This window comes from Acinetobacter sp. T63, assembly GCF_053852345.1.
Map to the genome: position 1 here is coordinate 2,343,456 of NZ_CM132659.1, position 21,313 is coordinate 2,364,768.

General features: G+C 48.4%; 19 protein-coding genes and 2 pseudogenes. 4 read left to right on the plus strand and 17 right to left on the minus strand.

All coding sequences use genetic code 11. The annotated features are described in order from the left end of the window. Nucleotides 1-91: 91 nt before the first annotated feature. The 5 genes from tuf to ACVLR6_RS11280 form a co-directional block, all read right to left on the minus strand. Nucleotides 92-1,282 carry an elongation factor Tu gene (gene tuf / locus ACVLR6_RS11260; protein WP_455996181.1) on the minus strand — a complete coding sequence of 397 codons (1,191 nt, stop codon included), beginning with the start codon at nt 1,280-1,282 and terminating at the stop codon, nt 92-94. A gap of 94 nt (nt 1,283-1,376) precedes the next feature. After that, nucleotides 1,377-3,512 (minus strand): elongation factor G, encoded by a 2,136-nt coding sequence (fusA, locus tag ACVLR6_RS11265; RefSeq protein ID WP_160243682.1) that lies wholly within the window; start codon nt 3,510-3,512, stop codon nt 1,377-1,379. Nucleotides 3,513-3,644: 132 nt separating this feature from the next. Continuing rightward, complete coding sequence (gene rpsG / locus ACVLR6_RS11270; RefSeq protein WP_005179845.1) at nt 3,645-4,115, minus strand: 30S ribosomal protein S7; 471 nt, start codon at nt 4,113-4,115, stop codon at nt 3,645-3,647. A gap of 179 nt (nt 4,116-4,294) precedes the next feature. Continuing rightward, nucleotides 4,295-4,669, minus strand: coding sequence for a 30S ribosomal protein S12 (gene rpsL / locus ACVLR6_RS11275; RefSeq protein ID WP_002050319.1), 375 nt, complete (start codon nt 4,667-4,669; stop codon nt 4,295-4,297). A 163-nt stretch (nt 4,670-4,832) separates the two neighbouring features. Next, the gene (locus tag ACVLR6_RS11280; RefSeq protein WP_455995236.1) at nt 4,833-6,281 is read right to left on the minus strand and encodes an EcsC family protein; all 1,449 of its coding nucleotides are present in this window, start codon (nt 6,279-6,281) and stop codon (nt 4,833-4,835) included. Nucleotides 6,282-6,557: 276 nt separating this feature from the next. On the opposite strand from ACVLR6_RS11280, the gene ACVLR6_RS11285 reads away from it, so the two are divergent. Beyond that, on the plus strand, nt 6,558-7,787 hold the full coding sequence (locus ACVLR6_RS11285) for a beta-ketoacyl synthase N-terminal-like domain-containing protein (protein ID WP_005179853.1): 1,230 nt from the start codon (nt 6,558-6,560) through the stop codon (nt 7,785-7,787). A 19-nt stretch (nt 7,788-7,806) separates the two neighbouring features. Continuing rightward, nucleotides 7,807-8,259 (plus strand): CopD family protein, encoded by a 453-nt coding sequence (locus tag ACVLR6_RS11290; protein WP_005179856.1) that lies wholly within the window; start codon nt 7,807-7,809, stop codon nt 8,257-8,259. Nucleotides 8,260-8,314: 55 nt separating this feature from the next. Here the strand turns inward: ACVLR6_RS11290 and ACVLR6_RS11295 are convergent. The 5 genes and pseudogenes from ACVLR6_RS11295 to ACVLR6_RS11315 form a co-directional block, all read right to left on the minus strand. Further along, nucleotides 8,315-9,613, minus strand: a pseudogene (locus ACVLR6_RS11295) (amino acid permease); the annotation flags it as partial. Then, the gene (locus ACVLR6_RS11300; RefSeq protein WP_455995238.1) at nt 9,592-10,008 is read right to left on the minus strand and encodes a hypothetical protein; all 417 of its coding nucleotides are present in this window, start codon (nt 10,006-10,008) and stop codon (nt 9,592-9,594) included. The gene ACVLR6_RS11300 and the pseudogene ACVLR6_RS11295, both read right to left, overlap by 22 nt. Nucleotides 10,009-10,154: 146 nt before the next feature. Beyond that, on the minus strand, nt 10,155-10,517 hold the full coding sequence (locus ACVLR6_RS11305; protein WP_005179861.1) for a RidA family protein: 363 nt from the start codon (nt 10,515-10,517) through the stop codon (nt 10,155-10,157). A gap of 24 nt (nt 10,518-10,541) precedes the next feature. Continuing rightward, nucleotides 10,542-11,654, minus strand: a complete 1,113-nt coding sequence (gene alr, locus ACVLR6_RS11310; RefSeq protein ID WP_455995240.1) for an alanine racemase — start codon at nt 11,652-11,654, stop codon at nt 10,542-10,544. 22 nt (nt 11,655-11,676) lie between these two features. After that, nucleotides 11,677-12,930, minus strand: a complete 1,254-nt coding sequence (locus tag ACVLR6_RS11315) for a D-amino acid dehydrogenase (RefSeq protein WP_075167990.1) — start codon at nt 12,928-12,930, stop codon at nt 11,677-11,679. A gap of 139 nt (nt 12,931-13,069) precedes the next feature. Here ACVLR6_RS11315 and ACVLR6_RS11320 point away from each other — a divergent pair, with 139 nt between their 5' ends. After that, nucleotides 13,070-13,537: an Lrp/AsnC ligand binding domain-containing protein gene (locus ACVLR6_RS11320; RefSeq protein WP_455995242.1), complete on the plus strand. Its 468-nt coding sequence runs from the start codon at nt 13,070-13,072 to the stop codon at nt 13,535-13,537. Between the two features lie 98 nt (nt 13,538-13,635). Here ACVLR6_RS11320 and ACVLR6_RS11325 read toward each other — a convergent pair whose 3' ends face one another. After that, the gene (locus ACVLR6_RS11325; RefSeq protein ID WP_104511542.1) at nt 13,636-14,316 is read right to left on the minus strand and encodes an HAD-IA family hydrolase; all 681 of its coding nucleotides are present in this window, start codon (nt 14,314-14,316) and stop codon (nt 13,636-13,638) included. Nucleotides 14,317-14,408: 92 nt separating this feature from the next. Between ACVLR6_RS11325 and ACVLR6_RS11330 the strand changes: the two genes are divergently transcribed. Then, entirely contained in the window at nt 14,409-15,176 is a 768-nt protein-coding gene (locus ACVLR6_RS11330; protein ID WP_016659477.1) for a hydroxymethylpyrimidine/phosphomethylpyrimidine kinase, read from the plus strand. A gap of 78 nt (nt 15,177-15,254) precedes the next feature. Here the strand turns inward: ACVLR6_RS11330 and ACVLR6_RS11335 are convergent, their stop codons facing one another. The 6 genes and pseudogenes from ACVLR6_RS11335 to ACVLR6_RS11360 all read right to left on the minus strand — a co-directional run bounded on the left by ACVLR6_RS11335 (nt 15,255) and on the right by ACVLR6_RS11360 (nt 21,304). After that, on the minus strand, nt 15,255-16,349 hold the full coding sequence (locus ACVLR6_RS11335; protein ID WP_455995244.1) for a catalase family protein: 1,095 nt from the start codon (nt 16,347-16,349) through the stop codon (nt 15,255-15,257). A 153-nt stretch (nt 16,350-16,502) separates the two neighbouring features. Next, a pseudogene (locus ACVLR6_RS11340) lies at nt 16,503-17,149 on the minus strand (nuclease-related domain-containing protein). Between the two features lie 234 nt (nt 17,150-17,383). Further along, nucleotides 17,384-17,869, minus strand: a complete 486-nt coding sequence (locus ACVLR6_RS11345; protein WP_455995245.1) for a methylated-DNA--[protein]-cysteine S-methyltransferase — start codon at nt 17,867-17,869, stop codon at nt 17,384-17,386. Nucleotides 17,870-17,902: 33 nt separating this feature from the next. Beyond that, complete coding sequence (sugE, locus tag ACVLR6_RS11350; RefSeq protein WP_005179881.1) at nt 17,903-18,220, minus strand: quaternary ammonium compound efflux SMR transporter SugE; 318 nt, start codon at nt 18,218-18,220, stop codon at nt 17,903-17,905. 311 nt (nt 18,221-18,531) lie between these two features. Beyond that, nucleotides 18,532-19,233, minus strand: a complete 702-nt coding sequence (locus ACVLR6_RS11355) for a copper resistance protein B (protein WP_455996182.1) — start codon at nt 19,231-19,233, stop codon at nt 18,532-18,534. Nucleotides 19,234-19,489: 256 nt separating this feature from the next. Then, on the minus strand, nt 19,490-21,304 hold the full coding sequence (locus ACVLR6_RS11360) for a copper resistance system multicopper oxidase (protein WP_455995247.1): 1,815 nt from the start codon (nt 21,302-21,304) through the stop codon (nt 19,490-19,492). Nucleotides 21,305-21,313: the final 9 nt, after the last annotated feature.

The window sequence follows — 21,313 nt, forward strand, 5'->3', positions numbered from 1 at the left end:
GGACAGCTTGCAGTTAAATTGTCAGACAATTTAATCTGCAGAGATAAAAAAAGCGTCCCTTTGGGACGCTTTTTTCACACTATAGAAGTGATTATGCAGTTACTTTAGAAACTACACCAGCACCTACAGTACGACCACCTTCACGGATCGCGAAGCGTAAGCCAGCGTCCATTGCGATTGGGTGGATTAATTCTACTGACATTTCAACGTTGTCACCTGGCATAACCATTTCAACGCCTTCTTTCAGCTGGATCGCACCAGTTACGTCCGTAGTACGGAAGTAGAACTGTGGACGGTAACCATTTAAGAATGGAGTGTGACGGCCACCTTCGTCTTTAGAAAGTACGTATACTTCTGCGTCGAATTTAGTGTGCGGCTTGATTGAACCTGGTTTAGCAAGTACTTGACCACGTTGAACTTCTTCACGCTTAGTACCACGTAGAAGAACACCACAGTTCTCGCCAGCACGACCTTCGTCAAGAAGCTTACGGAACATTTCAACGCCAGTAACAGTTGTTTTCGCTGTATCTTTGATACCCACGATTTCAACTTCTTCACCAACTCTAACGATACCAGTTTCAACACGGCCAGTTACAACTGTACCACGACCAGAAATTGAGAATACGTCTTCGATTGGCATCAAGAATGCTTGGTCGATTGCACGTACTGGCTCTGGAATGTAAGTGTCAAGTGCTTCAACAAGAGCTACAACAGCGTCTTCGCCATATTGACCTGATTCACCGTTAAGTGCTGCAAGAGCAGAACCACGGATTACTGGAGTGTCGTCGCCTGGGAAGTCGTAAGTAGAAAGAAGTTCACGAACTTCCATTTCAACTAATTCGATTAACTCTTCGTCGTCTACGATATCGCATTTGTTTAAGAATACGATGATGTAAGGTACACCTACCTGACGAGAAAGAAGGATGTGTTCACGAGTTTGTGGCATTGGACCATCAGTCGCTGAACAAACAAGGATCGCACCGTCCATCTGAGCAGCACCAGTGATCATGTTTTTAACATAGTCGGCGTGACCTGGGCAGTCAACGTGAGCGTAGTGACGAGTTGGAGAATCGTATTCTACGTGAGAAGTGTTAATTGTAATACCACGTGCTTTTTCTTCTGGAGCAGAGTCGATTGCAGCGTAATCTTTCGCTTCACCACCGAATTTCTTCGCACATACAGTTGCAATTGCAGCTGTTAAAGTTGTTTTACCATGGTCAACGTGACCGATTGTGCCCACGTTAACGTGTGGCTTATTACGTTCAAACTTAGCCTTAGCCATGTTCATCTTCCTTTGTAGATTACTCATGCAGGATCACTGCATGAGCATTAGATTTTAACTATAAAATTAGTTAGGCAATATAGTAATCGAAAGATTACTCGTCGTCACCTTTTTTACCGCCAGCTTGGAACTTAGCGATGATGCCTTCCGCCACGTTACGTGGAGTTTCAGCGTATTTAGCAAATTCCATAGAGTAAGTCGCACGACCTTGAGACATAGAACGCATTTGAGTCGCGTAACCGAACATCTCAGCCAGTGGAACTTCAGCACGGATTGCTTTAGTACCGCCAGGTAAATCGTCCATACCTTGAACCATACCACGACGACGGTTTAAGTCACCCATGATATCGCCCATGTAGTCTTCTGGAGTTTCTACTTCAACTTTCATGATTGGTTCAAGAAGAACAGGATCTGCTTTCATGAAACCGTCACGGAATGCGTAAGAACCCGCCATTTTGAACGATAATTCGTCAGAGTCGACATCGTGGTAAGAACCGTCGAACAATGTCGCTTTGATGCCAACGACTGGATAACCAGCAAGGACACCATTCTTCATACGTTCTTGGATACCTTTGTCAACCGCACCGAAGAATTCTTTAGGTACTACACCACCAACAACTTCTTCAGCGAACTCGTAGTCTTTACCAGTTTCAGGATCAAGCGGTTCTAAACGTACGTATACGTGACCGAATTTACCTTTACCACCAGTTTGACGAACGAATTTACCTTCTTGTTCGATTGATTTCTTGATCGTTTCACGGTAAGCAACCATTGGTTTACCAATGTTCGCTTCAACGTTGAATTCACGCTTCATACGGTCAACGATGATGTCAAGGTGAAGCTCACCCATACCAGCGATGATAGTCTGACCAGATTCTTCGTCTGTGAATACGCGGAACGATGGATCTTCTTTCGCTAAACGGCCAAGCGCAACTGACATTTTTTCTTGGTCAGCTTTGGTCTTAGGTTCAACAGCCAATTGAATTACTGGCTCTGGGAATTCCATACGCTCAAGTGTGATTACGTTGTTTTCGTCACACAGTGTATCACCCGTAGTTGTGTCTTTAAGACCTACACACGCTGCGATGTCGCCCGCACGAATTTCTTCGATGTCTTGACGGTCGTTTGCGTGCATCTGTACGATACGGCCGATACGTTCACGTTTCATTTTCACTGGGTTGTAAACAGGGCTACCTGCTTTCAGAACACCTGAGTAAACACGTACGAACGTTAAGTTACCTACGAATTTGTCGTTCATGATTTTGAACGCAAGCGCAGAGAACGGAGCATCGTCAGACGCTTCACGAGAACCTTCAGTTTCGTCTTTGTCGTCTAGGATACCTTTGATCGCTTCTACGTCTGTAGGCGCTGGAAGGAATTCAATCACTGCGTCCAACATACGTTGAACACCTTTGTTTTTGAACGCCGAACCACACATCATTGGTTGGATTTCACTAGCCAAAGTACGTTGACGAAGACCAGCTACGATTTCTTCTTTAGAAAGGTCGCCTTCTTCCAGGTATTTGTCCATGAGTTCTTCTGATGCTTCAGCAGCAGCTTCAACCATGTTTGTACGCCATTCTTCAGCTGTATCTTGCAGATCAGCAGGAATGTCGCCGTATTCAAACTTCATACCTTGAGAAGCTTCGTCCCAGATGATTGACTTCATTTCGATTAAGTCAACAACACCTGTGAATGTGTCTTCTGCGCCCACTGGAACAACGATTGGCACTGGGTTCGCACCAAGGCGTGTTTTCATTTGCTCAACAACGCGGAAGAAGTTCGCACCAGTACGGTCCATTTTGTTTACGAACGCAATACGAGGCACTTTATATTTGTTCGCCTGACGCCATACAGTTTCAGACTGAGGCTGTACACCACCTACAGCACAGTAAACCATACACGCACCGTCAAGAACACGCATAGAACGCTCAACTTCGATTGTGAAGTCAACGTGTCCCGGGGTGTCAATTACGTTAATACGGTGTTGGTCGAACTGGTTAGCCATACCTTTCCAGAAGCATGTTACAGCTGCTGAAGTAATGGTAATACCACGTTCCTGCTCTTGTTCCATCCAGTCAGTTGTTGCTGAACCTTCGTGAGTTTCACCTAGTTTGTGGCTCTCACCTGTGTAGAACAAAATACGTTCAGAAGTGGTTGTTTTACCTGCGTCAATGTGCGCAGAGATACCAATGTTACGGTAACGAGAAATTGGGGTTTGACGTGCCATGATTTCTAGCATTCCTAAATTTTGTTGTTTAAAACAGGACGCTTTAAGCTGCATAGCAACTTAAAGCGCTTTGATGACAAACTAGTGACAACTAAATTCATCACCCTCCTGATTAGGTCCTGTTTTATCCGCTTAGAAACGGTAGTGAGAGAAGGCTTTGTTGGCTTCAGCCATACGGTGCACATCTTCACGTTTTTTAACCGCTGCGCCTTTACCTTCAGCTGCATCAAGCAACTCACCAGCAAGACGTAAAGCCATAGTTTTTTCAGAACGCTTAGCAGCAGCATCTACTAACCAACGCATCGCTAGAGCAGTACGACGGGATGGGCGTACTTCCATAGGAACTTGATAAGTAGCACCACCAACACGGCGTGCTTTTACTTCAACCATAGGACGAACTTTTTCAAGCGTAGCTTCAAAAAATTCAACTGGGTCTACTTTGTTTTTTTCTTGAACGCGGTCTAAAGCACCGTAAACGATACTTTCAGCAATAGATTTTTTACCATCTTGCATTACGTGGTTCATGAATTTAGCGATTGTTTGGCTGCTGAACTTAGGATCCGGAAGGATTTCACGAGCAGCGACTACGCGACGTCTTGGCATTTTAAAACTACCTATAAATATGACACTTCAGGTTAATCCAGCAGTAGCATAAAGTGTCGTATGCATTCGCTGGCCTTACTATACGTCGCTTGAATATTCACAAAATAAATGCAGAAATCAGACAAGCGAGACGATAAAGGATTGCAGTTCTAACGAACTAAGAGCTTAATCTCGAAAGATTATTTCTTAGGACGTTTAGTACCGTATTTAGAACGTGACTGGTTACGATCTTTCACGCCAGCACAGTCTAAAGAACCACGAACGGTATGGTAACGTACACCTGGTAAGTCTTTAACACGACCACCACGGATCAGAACAACACTGTGCTCTTGCAGGTTATGGCCTTCACCACCGATATAGCTAGAAACTTCGAAACCTGAAGTTAAGCGAACACGGCAAACTTTACGCATTGCTGAGTTAGGTTTTTTAGGTGTAGTTGTGTAAACACGTGTACAAACACCACGACGTTGTGGACAAGCCTTCAACGCAGGAACTTTAGATTTTTCAACTAAAGTCGTACGACCCTTACGGATCAACTGATTTGTTGTTGCCATGTGGCAATTCTCCCGTTAATAAAAAGCCCCAAAAACATACTACTTTTTGAGGGCATGCAATTGTAAGTCAAGATACTAAAATGGTCAATATTCGACAGACCGGCAAATATTGACCATTCCCGCATTAAAGGCTGATTTTACTGCTTTTTAAGGTATTAGCACCTTATTGCGCTTTTTGCTTTTTTGTAACCTTCTTCACTACCGGCTTCTCAGCGTCTGCTTTTTGCGGTTCTGCATCTGTTTCTGGCGGCTCTTCCACTACCGGTGGTGTGTCGTCAAAGTCTTCATTCTCTTCAGGTTCCGGCTCAATCGATTCCGGTGGAATCGCCGGTTTTTGCGGCTCTACCGCAGCATTCGGCTCAACCATTTTATCGGCCAGCTGCTCTAGGCCCTGCTGGATATCCTGATCGATCTGTTCCGGCTCCGGTTTTTCCTCTGCCGATTTTTTCTGGATTTTCACCTTGGAGATGGTGCTGTTTTGCTGCAGCTCAATATCCTGATCCAGCTTTAGCTCCTCGACGGCTGGTGTAGCCGCAGCTGGCTGTTCCAGTAATTTTGGTGCGGCCTGTGCCAGTAAGGCTGCGGCTTTTTCATAGGCATCGACCGGGGACAGCTGACTGCCCTTATGCTGGATGAGATATTCACGGGCATGCGAGAACACTTCCTGCGCTTTCTGGTGCACATGCTCGACCAGCTTCCAGCTGTAGGCGGCACTGACCGAGGCTGTCGCTACCGGGGTTAATTTGCTTAACAGCGAGAACTTCGGCATTGAGTTCATCCATTGCCATTTCATTTCGCCCTGCTCATTGACCAGATATTTGCGTAGCGCTTCCATGTCATTGCTGGAACCAACCAGCTGCTGCAGCTGATGCACATCATGGGTTTGCAGCATGTTCAGCACGCTTTTAATGCCCAGCAAGACCGCCTGCTTTTCGGCAATCAGGCCCAGATCGACCTGTTTGAAAATATATTGCACAATGGCCTGGCCTTCTTCTTTATTCAGCTCAAAGCCATACGAACGTCCAACCTGATAGATGGTACGTAACGACATGATCATCGAAACCGGCACATCTACCGCGGTTCCAATCACGCCGGTAGCCCCGGTAATTGCGCCCTGAATTGAGGCCAGCCATTTATTCTGCTCTGCCAGCGCCTGGCTGATGCGTTTGGAACGGTTCACATCCTGGGTCAGTTCTTCTAGATCACGTACCCCGGCTTCATCTAGAACTGCATCGACCGAACTGATATTGGAGGTAAAGGTATTTAGCTGGTGAAAGAAGTAATCCGACACCTTGTCAGAAAACTGAGGCGCCACAAAATGGGCAAGATTATTGACCTTATTATAATGACGACCTAGCAATTGACGTGAGACCTGCGGCAAATGTGCCTTCAGTACCTGCTGCGGATTGTCATAACGCGATGAATGGCGGCCGAATACCGGGCTGGCACTGCCTTCCACCACCCGCCCCTGACTGCTACCCGCCTCTTCTTTACTGGTCGAACCGGGCGCCACATGCTGAACCAGGTCAATGCCGGTATGACTGAGCTTTTTAGCCACTCCAAACGCACTCGAGAGGAATCCGCCTGATTGCTTATTATTAGAATCTGTCATTCTTGCTCCTCATTTTCTTTCTTAAGATTTATTGCTAAATACTAGGTATAGTCTGCGTTTATCTCAACCTTATTGTGTTTCTTTTGGTTATGTTCACGTAGTCTGCTCCCCAAATCTGGTCATTCCCAAAGAGGCATAGGATTTGCCATAAGAATTCAAAATTCTTTCTGTTATTATGAATCCAATTGAAAAACTTGGGAAATGCACTGGACACCGGCATTTGCGCCGACAGTCTCCAGGGTTGGACCCGATAATATCACCATAAGGGAACTGTAGATGAAACGTGTTGTAATCACTGGCATGGGCATTAATTCGTGCATTGGTAATACATTAGAAGATGTAACCCACTCTTTGCAAAATGGTATTTCAGGCACACGTTTTAACCAGACTTATGCTGAACTGAATTTTAAGAGCCATGTCAGTGCAGCTGCAGAACAGAATTTTGACAATATCGACCGTCGTTTAAAACGCTTCATGGGCGTGTGTGCAATGTATGCCTATAACGCAGCGGCAGCAGCCATTGAACATGCCGGCCTGAAAGTTGAAGATTTAGCTGGTAACCCGCGTTACGGTATTGCCGGTGGTTCAGGCGGCAACTCGACTGCATCTGTGGTTGAAATGGTGGAATTACTGGAAGAAAAAGGCGCGCGTAAAATTGGCCCATTCTTTGTACCACGTAACATGTCAAACACCATTACGGCCAACCTGGGCGTTGCCTTTAAACTGCAAGGCGTTGCGCACTCGATTACCAGCGCATGTGCAACTTCTGCCGATGCGATTGGTTATGCCTACAACCTGATTCAACTGGGTAAACAGGATCTTATGCTGGCTGGCGGTGGTGAAGAAGATCACTGGTCACAAAGCCTGCTGTTTGATGCGATGGGTGCGCTGTGTGCCAAATACAATGACACCCCAGAAACTGCTTCTCGTCCATATTCAGCAGACCGTGATGGTTTCGTGATTGCCGGCGGCGGTGGCTTCCTGGTACTGGAATCGCTGGAACATGCACAAGCACGTGGTGCCAACATTCTGGCAGAAGTGGTCGCGTATGCAGCCAACTCAGATGGTGCTGACATGGTTGCGCCAAGCGGTGAAGGTGCAACACGCTGTATCCTGATGGCGCTGGATGAAGCCAAACAGCATGGTGTTGAATCGATTGACTATGTGAACACACACGGTACATCTACCCCTGCAGGTGACGTGACTGAACTGAAAGCCATGGAACGTGCCTTTGGTGAAGGCCAGGTACCAGCCCTGAGCTCGACCAAATCTATGACCGGTCACAGCCTGGGTGCTGCCGGTGTACAGGAAGCGATCTACTCTGTCCTGATGATGCAAAACGACTTTATTGCGCCAAACATCAACGTGACCGAGCTGGATGAAGGCGCGAAAGGCTTTGATATCGTACTTGAAAAACGTGACGCAAAATTGAATACTGTGATGAGTAACAGTTTTGGTTTTGGCGGCGTAAACGCTTGTCTGATTTTCAAGAAATGGGATGCATAATCCCTAAATAGGATTTTCGATGGATGCACCTTCTGATGCTTTTTTATGGGTAAAAGCATTACATATTATTGCCGTGGTGTGCTGGTTCGCTGCACTGTTCTATCTGCCACGGTTATATGTTTACCATGCCATGAGTGAAGATGCGGTCAGTCATCAGCGTTTTGAAGTCATGGAACGCAAGTTGTACCGCGGAATTATGTGGCCTTCCATGATTGCCACCCTAATTACCGCCCACTTTCTGGTAGATTGGGGTGATGCCACCCGGAACTACCACGATGCCTTGTGGTTTTACCTGAAAGTGGCACTGGTCGGATTATTGGTGATTTACCATCTGGTTTGCGGTTATTACCGTCTGAAACTGATTGGCAATGCCCATTACAAGTCACACAAGTTCTGGCGCTTTTTCAATGAAATGCCGACAGTGCTGTTATTTGCAATTGTGATTCTGGTGGTGGTGAAACCTGTGTTCTAGCTCCATCGAAGAACAGATAAAAAAAGCCTCGTTTGATACGAGGCTTTTTTGTGGGCTAGCGAAGGGTTTCTGACTTGGCATATTGCTCGGTCTGGGCATATTGCTGGTATTTACGCAGCCGCGGTTTATATAGACCATAGTAAGTCACGGTTAAAATCACCAGCCACAACGGACTAACCAGCAGTGCTTTCAGCGTATCCGGCTCCAGACTGAGAATCACCAGTGCAAACAGCAGGAAGGCCAACACCACATAGCTCATCAGCACCCCGCCCGGCATTTTAAAGCGTGAAGCAGCGTGTAACTGCGGCTGCAGTTTACGATAGCGCAGGTAACACACCATAATAATGCCCCAGATGCTAATAAACAGAATCACGCACAGCGAGCTGGCCAAGGTAAAGGCTTCAACGGTATTCGGCACAAAATACTGCAAGGCTGCACCGGCCATAATAAACAGACAGGAGAACAGCAGACCTTTGGCCGGTACTGCCCGTTTTGACAAGGTCGCCAACGCCTGTGGCGCCTGCCGGCCACGCGCTAGGCCAAACAGCATGCGGCTGGTCGAAAACACACCGCTGTTCATGGAAGACATCACCGAAGATAACACCACCAGATTCATAATAATCGCAGAGGTGGGAATACCGGCATGTAAAAACAACGACACAAACGGACTACGGTCTGCCGGAATCTGGTTCCACGGCGTCACCGACATCACCACAAATAAAGACAGCACATAAAACAGGATAATCCGGGTCGGAATTGCATTGACTGCTTTGGGTAAATTCTTTTCCGGATCTTTGGTTTCAGCCGCCATGGTGCCCAGCAGCTCCACCCCGACAAAGGCAAACAGCGCAATCTGGAAACCGGCCAGAAAACCGTTACCGCCTTGTGGAAACATACCACCATGTGACCAGACATGCTGAAAACTGGCAGTGGTGCCATCTGGCGCGGCAAACTGGTTAAAGACCATATAGCCACCAATACCAATCAGGCCTAAGATGGCCAGAATCTTGATCAGGGCAAACCAGAACTCGATTTCACCAAACAGCTTGACCGTCAGTAAATTCAGTCCCAGTACAAACAGCACACAACCAACACTGATCAGCGCCTGCCCCATGGGAGTAAACGTGGTATCTGGTGGCAGCCAGAAACCGAGATAATTGATGATGGCTGCCAGATCGGCAATTCCGACCAGAATCCAACCCAGCCAGTAGGACCAGCCAATATAGTAGCCCGCACCCGGCCCGATCAGCTCATGCGCCATATCAATAAAGGATTTATAGTGCAGATTGGACAGCAGGATTTCACCCAATGCGCGCATCAGGAAGAAAAACATCAGGCCAATATGGGAGTAAACGTGGTATCTGGTGGCAGCCAGAAACCGAGATAATTGATGATGGCTGCCAGATCGGCAATTCCGACCAGAATCCAACCCAGCCAGTAGGACCAGCCAATATAGTAGCCCGCACCCGGCCCGATCAGCTCATGCGCCATATCAATAAAGGATTTATAGTGCAGATTGGACAGCAGGATTTCACCCAATGCGCGCATCAGGAAGAAAAACATCAGGCCAATAATCATATAAATAAACAGGATGGACGGGCCAGCCAAGGCAATGGTTTTGCCGGAGCCCATAAACAGTCCGGTGCCAATAGCGCCGCCAATGGCAATTAACTGCAGATGCCGGTTGGAGAGTTTGCGTTGTAATTCATGTGGTGACGAATGAACGTCATCGTGACGAGAGGAAGTCATGTTCAATATCCTTATTGTGCCCTGACCCTGCCATCAGCGCAGGCTGTGCATACGTCATCCTGCAATGATGGTCCTGTACATCCCAACAAATCCTATCTTGGGCTGTACGCAGCGTCAGTGGCTGGGAGAGAAAAAAACCAGACGGCTTATTTCTGTGCAGCGGTCACTGCAATTTCAATCAGCCAGTCCGGGTTGACCAGTTCCGCCTGAATGGTGGCGCGTGCCGGTGTGGCATGGCCCTGCAACCATTCAATCCAGAGCGCATTCACGGTCTGGAAATCGGACAGATTCTTTAAAAAGAGTTGCGCAGATAAAATCCGGCTTTTATCGCTATTGGTTTCGGCCAGCAGCGTATCAATGGTCTGCAGCACTTCTTGCGTTTGCGCAGTGATGTCCTGCCCGGCAGTGGTTTTCGGAATCTGACCCGACAGATAGACCACCTGATTAAATACCGTTGCCGCACTCATCACTTCAGTGCTGTGAATACGTTGAATATCTTGAGAACTCATGTTGTGATCCTGTTGAATAAAATTTTATGCCTGCACCACAAACGGCACCCGGGCGGTGATGGCGCACATCAGCTCATAGCCAACGGTACCGGCTGCCTGACTGACCTCATCGACCGGCAAGATGGCACCACTGCTGGAATAGCCCCACAGCACCACTTCAGCGCCAATATCGGCGTCAGGAAGATGGCTGAGATCGACCGCCAGCATATCCATACTGACCCGACCCAGCGTCTGGCTGCACTGCGAATTGACCAGTACCGGTGTACCGCTTGGAGAAATTCGCTGATAGCCATCGGCATAGCCACAGGCCACTACGCCAATCCGCATGGCTTGTTCAGCAACAAAGCTGGAGCCATAGCCAATACTTTCTCCAGCCTTCAGCTGCTGGACAGCAATAATTTCACTGCGCAGGCTCATGCTCGGTTTCAGGTTCCAGTCCTGAATCGTATGCTGTGGAAAATCGGGCGAACTGCCATACAACATGATGCCGCTACGCATCACATCGCTGTGCAGGGCCGGCGCATGACGCAGCAATGCCGCGCTATTACAGAGTGAACGCTGGCCAGGCAGGCCGGCAATGGTCTGTTCAAAACACTGCTGCTGATAGTCGATGCCCGGCGCACCAAAACGTTCGCCATCGGCATCGGAGAAATGCATCATGTGGGTAATAGAGCTTACAATTTCCAGTGCCTGTAACTGGGCAAAGGCGCCCCGGTAAGCGGCGGGTGCAAAACCCAGACGGTTCATGCCACTGTTCATTTTCAGATAGACATGAAAACGTGCTTCCGGATGCTGGCGCTGGAACTGCTGTAACCAGTCAATTTGATGGGCACTGTGAATGCTAAAACTTAAGTGATATTGCTGACAGACTGATAAATCTTCCAGACAGAAAATGCCTTCCAGCAACAGAATATCACCCTGCCAGCCCAGCTGGCGTAATCTCAATGCCTCGGCCAGATCTAGCAAAGCAAAACCATCGGCGGACTGAAAAGCCGGATAGACCCGCTCGATGCCATGACCATAGGCATTGGCCTTGACCACGGCATAAACTTGGCTATCCCCGGCATACTGCCGAGCAATCTGCAGGTTATGGCGCAGTGCATCGAGATGCACCACTGCCTGAATTGGTCTAGACATCGTTCTTCCTTGAATCAATACCTTAAGCGGCGTAACGCTGTAACGACAAGCCTTCAGTGCTAATTTCCGGTTGCTGCTGCATCACCAGATCACTGATTAACTTGCCCGAGCCACAGGCCATGGTCCAGCCTAAAGTCCCGTGGCCGGTATTCAGGAACAGGTTTTTATAGCGGGTGCCGCCAATAATCGGGGTGCTGTCTGGCGTCATTGGACGTAAACCGGTCCAGAAGCTGGCCTGCGGTAAATCACCACCCGGGAATAAATCTTTGGTGACCATTTCCAGCGTGGCACGACGATCCTGATTCAGACCGAGGTTAAAGCCGCTTAATTCAGCCATACCACCGACACGAATCCGCTGGTCAAAACGGGTAATCGCAATCTTGTAAGTTTCATCCAGAACTGTTGATTGTGGCGCCATGGCTGGATCGACAATTGGCACAGTCAGCGAGTAACCTTTCACCGGATAGACCGGCAGGTCCAGATGCAGCGGTTTCAGGAATTCACGTGAATAACTGCCAAAGGCTAATACATAACGGTCTGCGGTCAGCACTTTGCCATTGACCAGCACGCCTTTAATCTCGTCGCCTTCAACCAGCAGTTTTTCTACATTCTGGTTAAACTGGAAATCGACACCCATCTCCTGTGCCAGTTTGGCCAGCGCATTGGTAAACAGATAGCAGTCGCCGGTTTCATCATTAGGCAAGTGCAAACCACCAACCAGTTTGTCCTTGGCCGCAGCCAAAGCCGGTTCAACCCGTGCCAGACCATCACGGTCTAACAGCTCATATTCCACACCGCTTTCTTTTAATACTTCAATGTCACGCTGTACGGCATCGAGCTGGGCATCTTTACGGAACAGCTGCAGCGTGCCTTTAGAGCGGTTTTCATAGCTGATTCCGGTGTCTTGGCGTAACTGTCTCAGGCAATCGCGGCTATATTCGGCTACCCGCACCATCCGCTCTTTATTAATAGCATAGTGCTGCGCATTACAGTTTTTCAGCATTTGCGCCATCCACTGTAACTGCCACATACTGCCATCCAAATTCACGGCCAAAGGTGCATGATGCTGGAACATCCACTTCACGGCTTTAAATGGAATCCCCGGCGCTGCCCACGGCGTTGAATAGCCCGGTGAAACCTGTCCGGCATTCCCGAAGCTGGTTTCTTCCGCCGGCCCGGTTTGACGATCCAGCACCGTCACACTTGCACCCTGCTGCGCCAGATAATATGCGCTGGTCACCCCAATGACACCGCTTCCCAACACAATTACACGCATAGACTTGACCTCAAATACATTCCAGTTTATTTAACTAGTATATTTTCGGATCAATAGTGAATTTTGCTATTTTTAGTGGGTATTTTCAGATAATCCGCCCATTTTTTCAGGATATTTTTTGGAATAAAGGAATTTTTAGATGCGTAAATTAGACCGGATTGATCGCATGATTTTGGACATCCTGCAAAACAATGGCCGGATTGCGATTAGTGAGCTGGCGGCCAAGGTCAATTTATCCACCACGCCCTGCTCGGAACGGGTTAAACGGCTGGAACGCGATGGCATTATTACGGGCTATTATGCCCGCCTGAATCCTGAACTGGTGGACAAGAAACTGCTGGTATTTCTGGAGATTAAACTGTCGGCCAAATCGGGCGATGTGTTTGATCAGGTGGCGCGAGATCTGGTGGATATTCCGGAAGTGCTCGAGTGTCATCTGATTTCCGGCGAGTTTGATTATCTGGTTAAAGCACGGCTCAAAGAAATGAGCGCCTACCGGCGTTTACTTGGCGATTTACTGAAAAAATTGCCGGCCTCAGCCTCTTCACACAGTTATGTGGTAATGGAAGAAGTTAAAGAAAGTCTGTATTTAAATATTGAAGGCTGATGTTTCAGAGAGTCGATAGATCCGTCGATGTGATTAGGCGCATGGAAAATCCAGCCACCGGCTGATGAATACAGCATCAGCCGAATGAATTTTTTATATTAAGCCTGACAGGATGCCAATGCACTATTTAAGTCAGCCACCACATTCGGCAACTGGGAAAACTGCTGAATACGGGCTTTTGGTGCAGCATGATCCAGCTCTTGCAGCGTGCCATAACCATATTCGACCGCGACCGCTTCAATCCCGTTATGTCGCGCCCCCAGCACATCATATTCCCGGTCGCCGACCATAAGACATTGGCTGGCCTGCAGCTGTTCCTGCTCCAGAATATAGGCAATTAATTCATCTTTATGGGTCCGATCACCATTCAGCTCGCTGCCATAAATGCCGGTAAAATACTGTTCCAGCTCAAAATGCTCCAGAATCTGCCGTGCATAAATGGTCGGCTTGGCCGTGGCTAAAAACAGCTGATAGCCCTGGAGTTTCAAGGTTTGCAAGGTTTCTGCCACAGTCGGATAAACCTTATTTTCATATAAACCGGTCACGGCAAAACGCTCGCGATAACCCATCAGTGCCTGTTCCGCCAGCACATCATTCGGTTCAACCTGTAAAATTTTTGCCAGTGAAGCTTTCAGTGGCGGACCAATAATCCAGTCAATATTTTCAGATTCTGGTAGTGGATGACCAATTTTTGCCAGTCCATAACGCGCCGAGGTGGTAATACCCACTTTTGGATCGGTCAGGGTGCCATCCAAATCAATCAGCAGATGTTTAATCATGAATTTTTCTCCCCCTTCGACCGTGAAATACACTCGAGACTTGATTCAAAGTTGCCTATACTAACGTAAATTCATGATTGAAGGATATGGATGTGCGTCCAACGGTACTTTGCTTTTCTGGTTTAGATCCCTCTGGGGGCGCGGGCTTACAGGCTGATATTGAAGCGATTGGTCAAAGTGGCGCACATGCGGCCATTGCCTGTACCGCCCTCACGGTGCAAAACTCGCAGCAGGTGTTTGGCTTTGAAGCCACTTCCAAAGCATTGCTACTGGCCCAGGCCAATGCCGTGGTGAACGATCTGCCAATTCGCTGTGTTAAATCGGGAATGCTCGGCACCACCGACAATATTGCAGCGCTGGCAGATTTCTTGAGAGAACATCCGGACTATTACTATGTGCTGGACCCGGTTCTGGTCGCCAACAGCGGTGGCTCTCTGGGTGATCAGGCGACTTTGGTCAAGGCCTTTGTCGAGCTGATTCCACTGGCAACCTTACTGACCCCGAATACGGTAGAACTGCGTGCCCTGACCGGTGAAGATGATCTGGAACTGGCCACCCAGAAACTGTTTGCGATGGGTGCCAAGGCGGTTTTGGTTAAAGGCGGCCATGAAGATACCCCGGATCACATCCGCAATGCTTTATATATAGATGGTGAACTGATTTCAGAAACCCGTTGCCCGCGTTTAGAAGGCGAATACCACGGTTCGGGCTGCTCGCTGGCCAGCTTTATTGCCGGCCGTTTAGCACTAGGTGATGAACTGCAAGCCGCTGTGAATTATGCTGAAACCTGGCTGTTTGGGGTACTAAAACAGGCAGAAAGTCCGGTACCGAATGGTCAGAAGATTCCAAAACGCTTTTAATCCTTAATATAAAAAATACCTGCTATAAAAAATACCTGCCCCATGGCAGGTATTTTTTCGACCTGAATCTGAAGCCCTTTAATCCGGCATATCATCCAGCTGCTGCGGTTCGGCTCGCGGCTGGGTATTCATCCGGTGCCGGAACGAGGCGGAACGTTCATAAGCCTGTTTACGTACCCGCATAATTGAACCCAAAGGTTGATGCGCCTGCACGCCATGCCACGGGTTAAACGACAACACATCATCGGCATAAACCCGCCGCTCCGGACTATAGCTGTCCTGTTTGGGAAAATGCAAAGTGCCAATGGTCTGATGCGCAGATTCTTCTTCCGGCCATAATACCGAGGCATCTTCAATGGACATACGCTCCAGGCTGGTACACAATTGCGCACGCAATACATAATCGGCGCTATGGTGCTTAAAGAAATCGCGGACCAGATCCCGGATGCTGGAGTCATGACTAATCTGCATCGGGATATTGGTCAGCTGACGTACCGAGGTCGATTCCGGCGCCACACTGAGTTTTGCCATATAGTCGCCATAACGCAGTGCAGCCATGGTGTGATAGGTTTCACCGAGAATATGGTTCTGACTGCGCGCCCAGCCTTTTAAAGTTACCGGTACTTCTAAACCGGCTTTATCCACCAGTGTATTTAAACTGCGCGCCATACTGCGCATGCCTTTTAACATCGGATCGGGCGCCTGTTCCGCGCGTGTCACCAGGGGCAGCATCTGCTGGTATTTACGCAGCGTGCCAAAGGCCAGCACCGGAATATTCACCATCAGAATATCCTGGTTTTTACCATCACTCGGATCATCGGCCAGTAAGCGTGCGCCCGGCACATTCAGGATTTTTAAGGCAAAGCCATGCGGTACTGGCACCTGGTCACTGCGTAAATCTCCCGGTGCAGCCGATAAACGCACCATCACATCATAATGTCCTGGCTCGGCAAAAATTCCCTGCGCCAAATGCGGCGGCAACACCGGCACGGTCAAAATACCTTTCAGAAATGCATGTGATTTGGCATGCGCATCGCGGACTGCATGGCGATGCTTGTCAAACACCTGTTGTCGGGCTTGGGCCATATGCTCGATAATATCTTCAATCAAGCGGCTTTCATTCGGCTGTTCCTGTTCAACCTGCGGGGTATACAGTAGATACGGCTCTGACATCGTGAACGCTCCTGTTCCGGCCTGAACATCTGGCAAAAATTGGCTAATATCCACCAATCTAGCAAGCTGAGAGCCAGAAAAATATAGTGCTTATTCAACAGTTCAGGAGAGTTTGGTAAGCGTAGACGACTCAGCTCAACACGATACTTGGGTTCAGTCTTGATGATGTCTGGATTTAAGCTGCGCCACATGCGCTCGCCGGGTTTGCCAGGACGGGTCCAGTACTTCTTTTTCCAGTCGTAATTGCAAACGTTTTAAGCGCATGGCGGAGATGACTTCTCCTGTACGTAATTTACCCAGCCTGTCCCTTGAAATACCTGCTTTGGCATCTCTGTTTTAAATTCGCAGCCCGGCATAAATACCACTATTGAATGTAAATGTTCCGGCTCCAGCAGATCAGCCAGCAAATGACTCAACACCTGAGTATGTTTGTAATTCTGATGCAAGGGATTCTGGAATTTATAACTCTTTTTATAAATTTTCTGGGTCCACATTTTTTGCCGCGCACTGCCAAAAATCCAGCCCTTATAGTTTTTGCTTTCTATCACAAAGACGCCAAAAGGACTTAATAGCACATGATCAATTTGTGTGGTGCCACCATCCTGATCGGGCAAGGTCAAATCATTAAGTAAAATATAACGCTCATCCAGATGTTGCTTGGCCTGTCGCAGAACAGCCCACTCCCCAATTTTGCCTTTTAAATCCGGCAGAAACACCCGCAGCAGGCTCAAGCCCAGCAGAATCAGCAACAGCCACCACAGCTGTGAAATCAACATACTCAAAATATTTACATCATGCATTTCGGTTTTATTTTAATAGTGATGATCTTGGCCCAAATCTAACATAAAACGGCGTTCCATTCAGGAATGATAATGCTGGTTTAATCTTCATTATCAGGTGGATACAGAAAGATCCCATCTACCTGAAGATGTTCAATCTGGATAGTGATCTATTTTTTTAATCAACGGATGCTTACTGATTTAAGCTGTTTATTGGCCTGCACTAAGCGATGCAACACCATAAAATATCTATATTTATTTTTGTTGTTGTTCCAGTTTTAACAGAATCTCTTTATTGTCTAATCCGCCGGCAAAGCCAACCAGTTTACCGCCGCTGCCAATCACCCGATGACAGGGTGCAATAATTGAAATTGGATTTTGGCCATTGGCCGCACCGACAGCCCGTACCGCTTTGGGACTGCCGACCTGCTCAGCAATTTGCCGATAACTGCGGGTTTCGCCAAAAGGAATATTCAGCAGTGCCTGCCAAACTTTTTTCTGAAATTCTGTGCCTTCAAAATCTAAAGGCAGTTCAAAAGTCTGACGCTGGCCCTGAAAATATTCATTCAGCTGTTGTTGCGCATCGAGCAAAATCGGATGATCCAGCTGCTCTACCAGCTCGGCCTGCTGGACCCGTTTGGGATTTTCATTGTCCCAGATCACGGCGACCAGCGCGCTGTCTGTGGCCACTAGTTTTAAACGCCCGACCGGAGAAGGCATATACATAAATGCAAGTTTCATCTCCTTCTCCTGTTCAGTTTTAGTCTAGCTTGATTATGCCGATGAAAGTTTCATCAGCACAAGACCAGAAATAATTAACACTGCCGCCAGCATACGCATGGCCGATGCCGGCTCGCCCAGTACAAAAATACCCACCAGAAAAGAACCGACCGCACCAATTCCGGTCCAGATGGTATAGGCCGTGCCCAGCGGCAAACTACGCATGGCATAGGCCAGCAGGCCAAAACTGAGCACCATAAAGAAAATGGTCAGAATGCTTGGGGTAAGCTTGGTAAAACCGTCTGAAAGCTTCATAAAATAAGCCCAGACAATTTCAAAAATACCGGCAAAAATTAATACGATCCAGGCCATCACGCCCTCCTCCATTATTCAGATAGAGTCAGGCCGTCCTGACGATTTTTCTTAAAGACAGCACCTTTAAGGGAGGTCGTTCCTCCAGAATTACGGTATCAGTATAGCAAAAATCCGCCGCCTGCCAGTAAAACACCGTTGGAGGGGAATGACCTTCAGCTCAAGAGGGACTAAAAATCACAACCCAGATAAGGCGATTCAAACTTTTTCACTTAAGTGAATAAATTGCTTGCTGGAGCATAGGTCGTTTCTCCAGCAAACAAAAGGATGAACCAAAGCCCATCCGGTGTATGGATAAACGCTGGATCGGATTAAAACTTCAACCGTAACCCGGCGCCATATTGCCAGCCCTGTTCCGACTCCGTCGCATCCCGCTCAGCTGTCTGGGCCAGCCCTTTATGATAGCCATAGGCCACATCTACAAACGGCATGACTTTTTTGCTGATTTCATAACGCATCTGTAGCCCGGTCTGCAGCTGGTTTAAACCAGTTTTCTGCGCTTGCACCGATTCATCTGAAAGTACCAGCTTGGCCTGCAAATAAGGTGCCAGAATCAGTTTCTGGGTCAGCAAAAGATCTCGCTCAGTGTCCAGACTCAGCAGCACCTGCTGATCTTCGGCAAGCGACAAATAGGCCTCAGATTCAAAGAAATACGGCGCCAGCCCATGCAGGCCAACCACACCACGCCATTGCTGTGCCGAAGTCTGATCCTCCTGATAGGCCACACCAGCCTGGATATCCCAAAAATCAGAAATCATCCGGCTATATAAAACCTGTGCCTCATATTCAGCTTGTTGCGACTCGGCCTGCTGGGTATGCAGTTTGAAAAACAGCTTGTGTTCATCCGTTCCGACCCGGCTTTCCAGCTCGGACTGCCACACTCCGCGTCCACCCGCATGCTGCATCCATTTCGATTCCAGCATACTGGACTGATACCACTGCCCGCCATGCTCCTGTCGGTGATCATGCGTTGTTGCCGTTGCAGCCTTCTCCACCAGATGAGGCATGCTCATGAGCTGATGTTGCTGATGTTGCTGATGTTGCTGATGTTGCTGATGTTGCTGATGTTGCTGATGTTGCTGATGTTGCTGATGTTGCTGATGTTCAGCCTGCATCATCTGCTTGTGTTGTGCATGTTTATCGACAGATTTTACTGACGTCTGCGGTACAACTTCATGTTCTGTAACATGGGAAGATGGGTGCTGTGTCTGCGCCGATAACATCGGTGTCGCAAACAGCATGGCTCCCAGCAGATTGAAACGGGCAAAATTAGTGATGTGCATGTGCATCTCCCGAAGACTGAACAGCAGCTGGCAGCGCAGATGGAGCTGCGGGTAATGAAGCCGTCTGCTCTGGCATCACCTGTGCCACCACTAACTTATTCATCATGCCCGAACTCATGTGATACAGCAGATGACAATGGATTGCCCATTCCCCCAGCTCATCGGCGGTCAATAACGCGCTCACGGTTTTTCCAGGCGGTACAATCAGGGTATGTTTATTTGGCAGGTCGGCAGCGGCCTGGCCATTTTCCAGCTGCATAAACATGCCATGCAAATGCATCGGATGCGCCATCATGCTGTCATTGATAAATTTCAGCCGAATCCGTTCGCCATAGGCCACCTGCAACGGTTCAGCCTCGCTAAATTTCTTGCCATTGATGGTCCAGATATAACGTTCCATCGTGCCGCCCAAACGAATCACCAGCTCTTGCACCGGCGCGCGCGTATCCGGCTGCGGCTTTAAGGCTTTTAAGTCCGCATAGCGAAGTGCTTTATGTCCGGCGGGCGTCGAGGCATTGGCCCAACCTTGAGGGACCGAACTGGCCGAAGATTTTGACTGCGCCTGCGTTGCATGCGATGAATGCACTGCAGGATGATCTTCGGCTACCGTTAAAGATTCAGTCTCTTTAATGGCAGCATGCGTCATCGATGGATACTGCAGGGTCGAAGATGTGGATGACGCACTATGTACCGCATGTGGCGCAGTACTTTCTGCACCATGAGCAGCATGTCCCATATCTTCCATGGTCAATACCGCACGTGGTCGTGCGGTTGGCATGTGCAGTGGCGGTGGTTGCATGCCCTGTTGCAATAAACTACCAATGGCAAAGCCTGAACGGTCAATTGATTCTGCTTCAATCTGGTAATGGCCGGCTTTTGGTTCCACCAGTACATCATAGGTTTCAGCCGTCCCAATCCGGAACTCATCTACAGGCACCGGCTGGACCGGCTGGCCATCAGCGCTGATGACGGTCATTTTGAGCTGCGGAATGCGTACATCAAAAAACGACATGGCCGAGGCATTAATAAAACGTAAACGCACTTTTTCATTCGGTCGGAACAGCCCGGTCCAGGCCTGTTCCGGTGTTTTGCCATTGATTAAAAACTGATAACCGGTGACATCCGACAAATCGGTTCTAAGCATACGCATCTGGTTCCACATGGAACGTTGCTGCCAGGTCTGTTTCAGGCCCTGCTGTTTCACCTGCTGCAACACATCGGCCAGGGTTTCACGCTGGTTCTGATAATACTCGGCCGACTTTTTCAGATTATTTAAAATCGTGTCGCTGGAAGATGCGTGAAAATCGGACAGCATCACCACATAATCCCGCTCGGCCTGCTCATGCGCAGCCACAGGCTGTTTGCCTTTGGGGTAAATGACTAACGGGCCATACAGCCCATCCTGTTCCTGGCCTTTGGAATGGGCGTGATACCAGTAGGTGCCCTGCTGCCGTAGCTGAAAGCGATAAGTAAAATGTCCCTTCGGCGCAATGCCCTGAAAGCCGTTAAAGCCCGGCACGCCATCCATTACACCCGGCAATAACAAGCCATGCCAGTGAATGGAAGAATCGCGATTTTGAAGCTGGTTATGCACATGAATCACCGCTTCATCACCTTCCTCAAATTCAAGTAAGGGGGCCGTGAATTGGCCATTCACACTTATTTTTTTGACAGTTTTTCCGGTCAGCTTGACCGGCTGCTCATCAATATACAGATGATATTCCCGGACTGCGGCCATCGCCCAGGACGATGCGCACAGACATAAGCCAAGCACGATGGCCTGACGCAATTGAATTGACATGATTTATCC

Excerpts from the sequence above, each read along its gene's own strand:
- ACVLR6_RS11345 (WP_455995245.1), bottom strand. The coding sequence starts at position 17,869 with ATGAAACTTGCATTTATGTATATGCCTTCTCCGGTCGGGCGTTTAAAA.
- alr (WP_455995240.1), bottom strand. The coding sequence starts at position 11,654 with ATGTCTAGACCAATTCAGGCAGTGGTGCATCTCGATGCACTGCGCCAT.
- ACVLR6_RS11335 (WP_455995244.1), bottom strand. The coding sequence starts at position 16,349 with ATGTCAGAGCCGTATCTACTGTATACCCCGCAGGTTGAACAGGAACAG.
- ACVLR6_RS11315 (WP_075167990.1), bottom strand. The coding sequence starts at position 12,930 with ATGCGTGTAATTGTGTTGGGAAGCGGTGTCATTGGGGTGACCAGCGCA.
- ACVLR6_RS11300 (WP_455995238.1), bottom strand. The coding sequence starts at position 10,008 with ATGACTTCCTCTCGTCACGATGACGTTCATTCGTCACCACATGAATTA.
- ACVLR6_RS11280 (WP_455995236.1), bottom strand. The coding sequence starts at position 6,281 with ATGACAGATTCTAATAATAAGCAATCAGGCGGATTCCTCTCGAGTGCG.
- ACVLR6_RS11305 (WP_005179861.1), bottom strand. The coding sequence starts at position 10,517 with ATGAGTTCTCAAGATATTCAACGTATTCACAGCACTGAAGTGATGAGT.
- ACVLR6_RS11325 (WP_104511542.1), bottom strand. The coding sequence starts at position 14,316 with ATGATTAAACATCTGCTGATTGATTTGGATGGCACCCTGACCGATCCA.
- rpsL (WP_002050319.1), bottom strand. The coding sequence starts at position 4,669 with ATGGCAACAACAAATCAGTTGATCCGTAAGGGTCGTACGACTTTAGTT.
- ACVLR6_RS11355 (WP_455996182.1), bottom strand. The coding sequence starts at position 19,233 with ATGAGCATGCCTCATCTGGTGGAGAAGGCTGCAACGGCAACAACGCAT.
- ACVLR6_RS11320 (WP_455995242.1), top strand. The coding sequence starts at position 13,070 with ATGCGTAAATTAGACCGGATTGATCGCATGATTTTGGACATCCTGCAA.
- sugE (WP_005179881.1), bottom strand. The coding sequence starts at position 18,220 with ATGGCCTGGATCGTATTAATTTTTGCCGGTATTTTTGAAATTGTCTGG.
- ACVLR6_RS11360 (WP_455995247.1), bottom strand. The coding sequence starts at position 21,304 with ATGTCAATTCAATTGCGTCAGGCCATCGTGCTTGGCTTATGTCTGTGC.
- ACVLR6_RS11285 (WP_005179853.1), top strand. The coding sequence starts at position 6,558 with ATGAAACGTGTTGTAATCACTGGCATGGGCATTAATTCGTGCATTGGT.
- tuf (WP_455996181.1), bottom strand. The coding sequence starts at position 1,282 with ATGGCTAAGGCTAAGTTTGAACGTAATAAGCCACACGTTAACGTGGGC.
- fusA (WP_160243682.1), bottom strand. The coding sequence starts at position 3,512 with ATGGCACGTCAAACCCCAATTTCTCGTTACCGTAACATTGGTATCTCT.
- rpsG (WP_005179845.1), bottom strand. The coding sequence starts at position 4,115 with ATGCCAAGACGTCGCGTAGTCGCTGCTCGTGAAATCCTTCCGGATCCT.
- ACVLR6_RS11290 (WP_005179856.1), top strand. The coding sequence starts at position 7,807 with ATGGATGCACCTTCTGATGCTTTTTTATGGGTAAAAGCATTACATATT.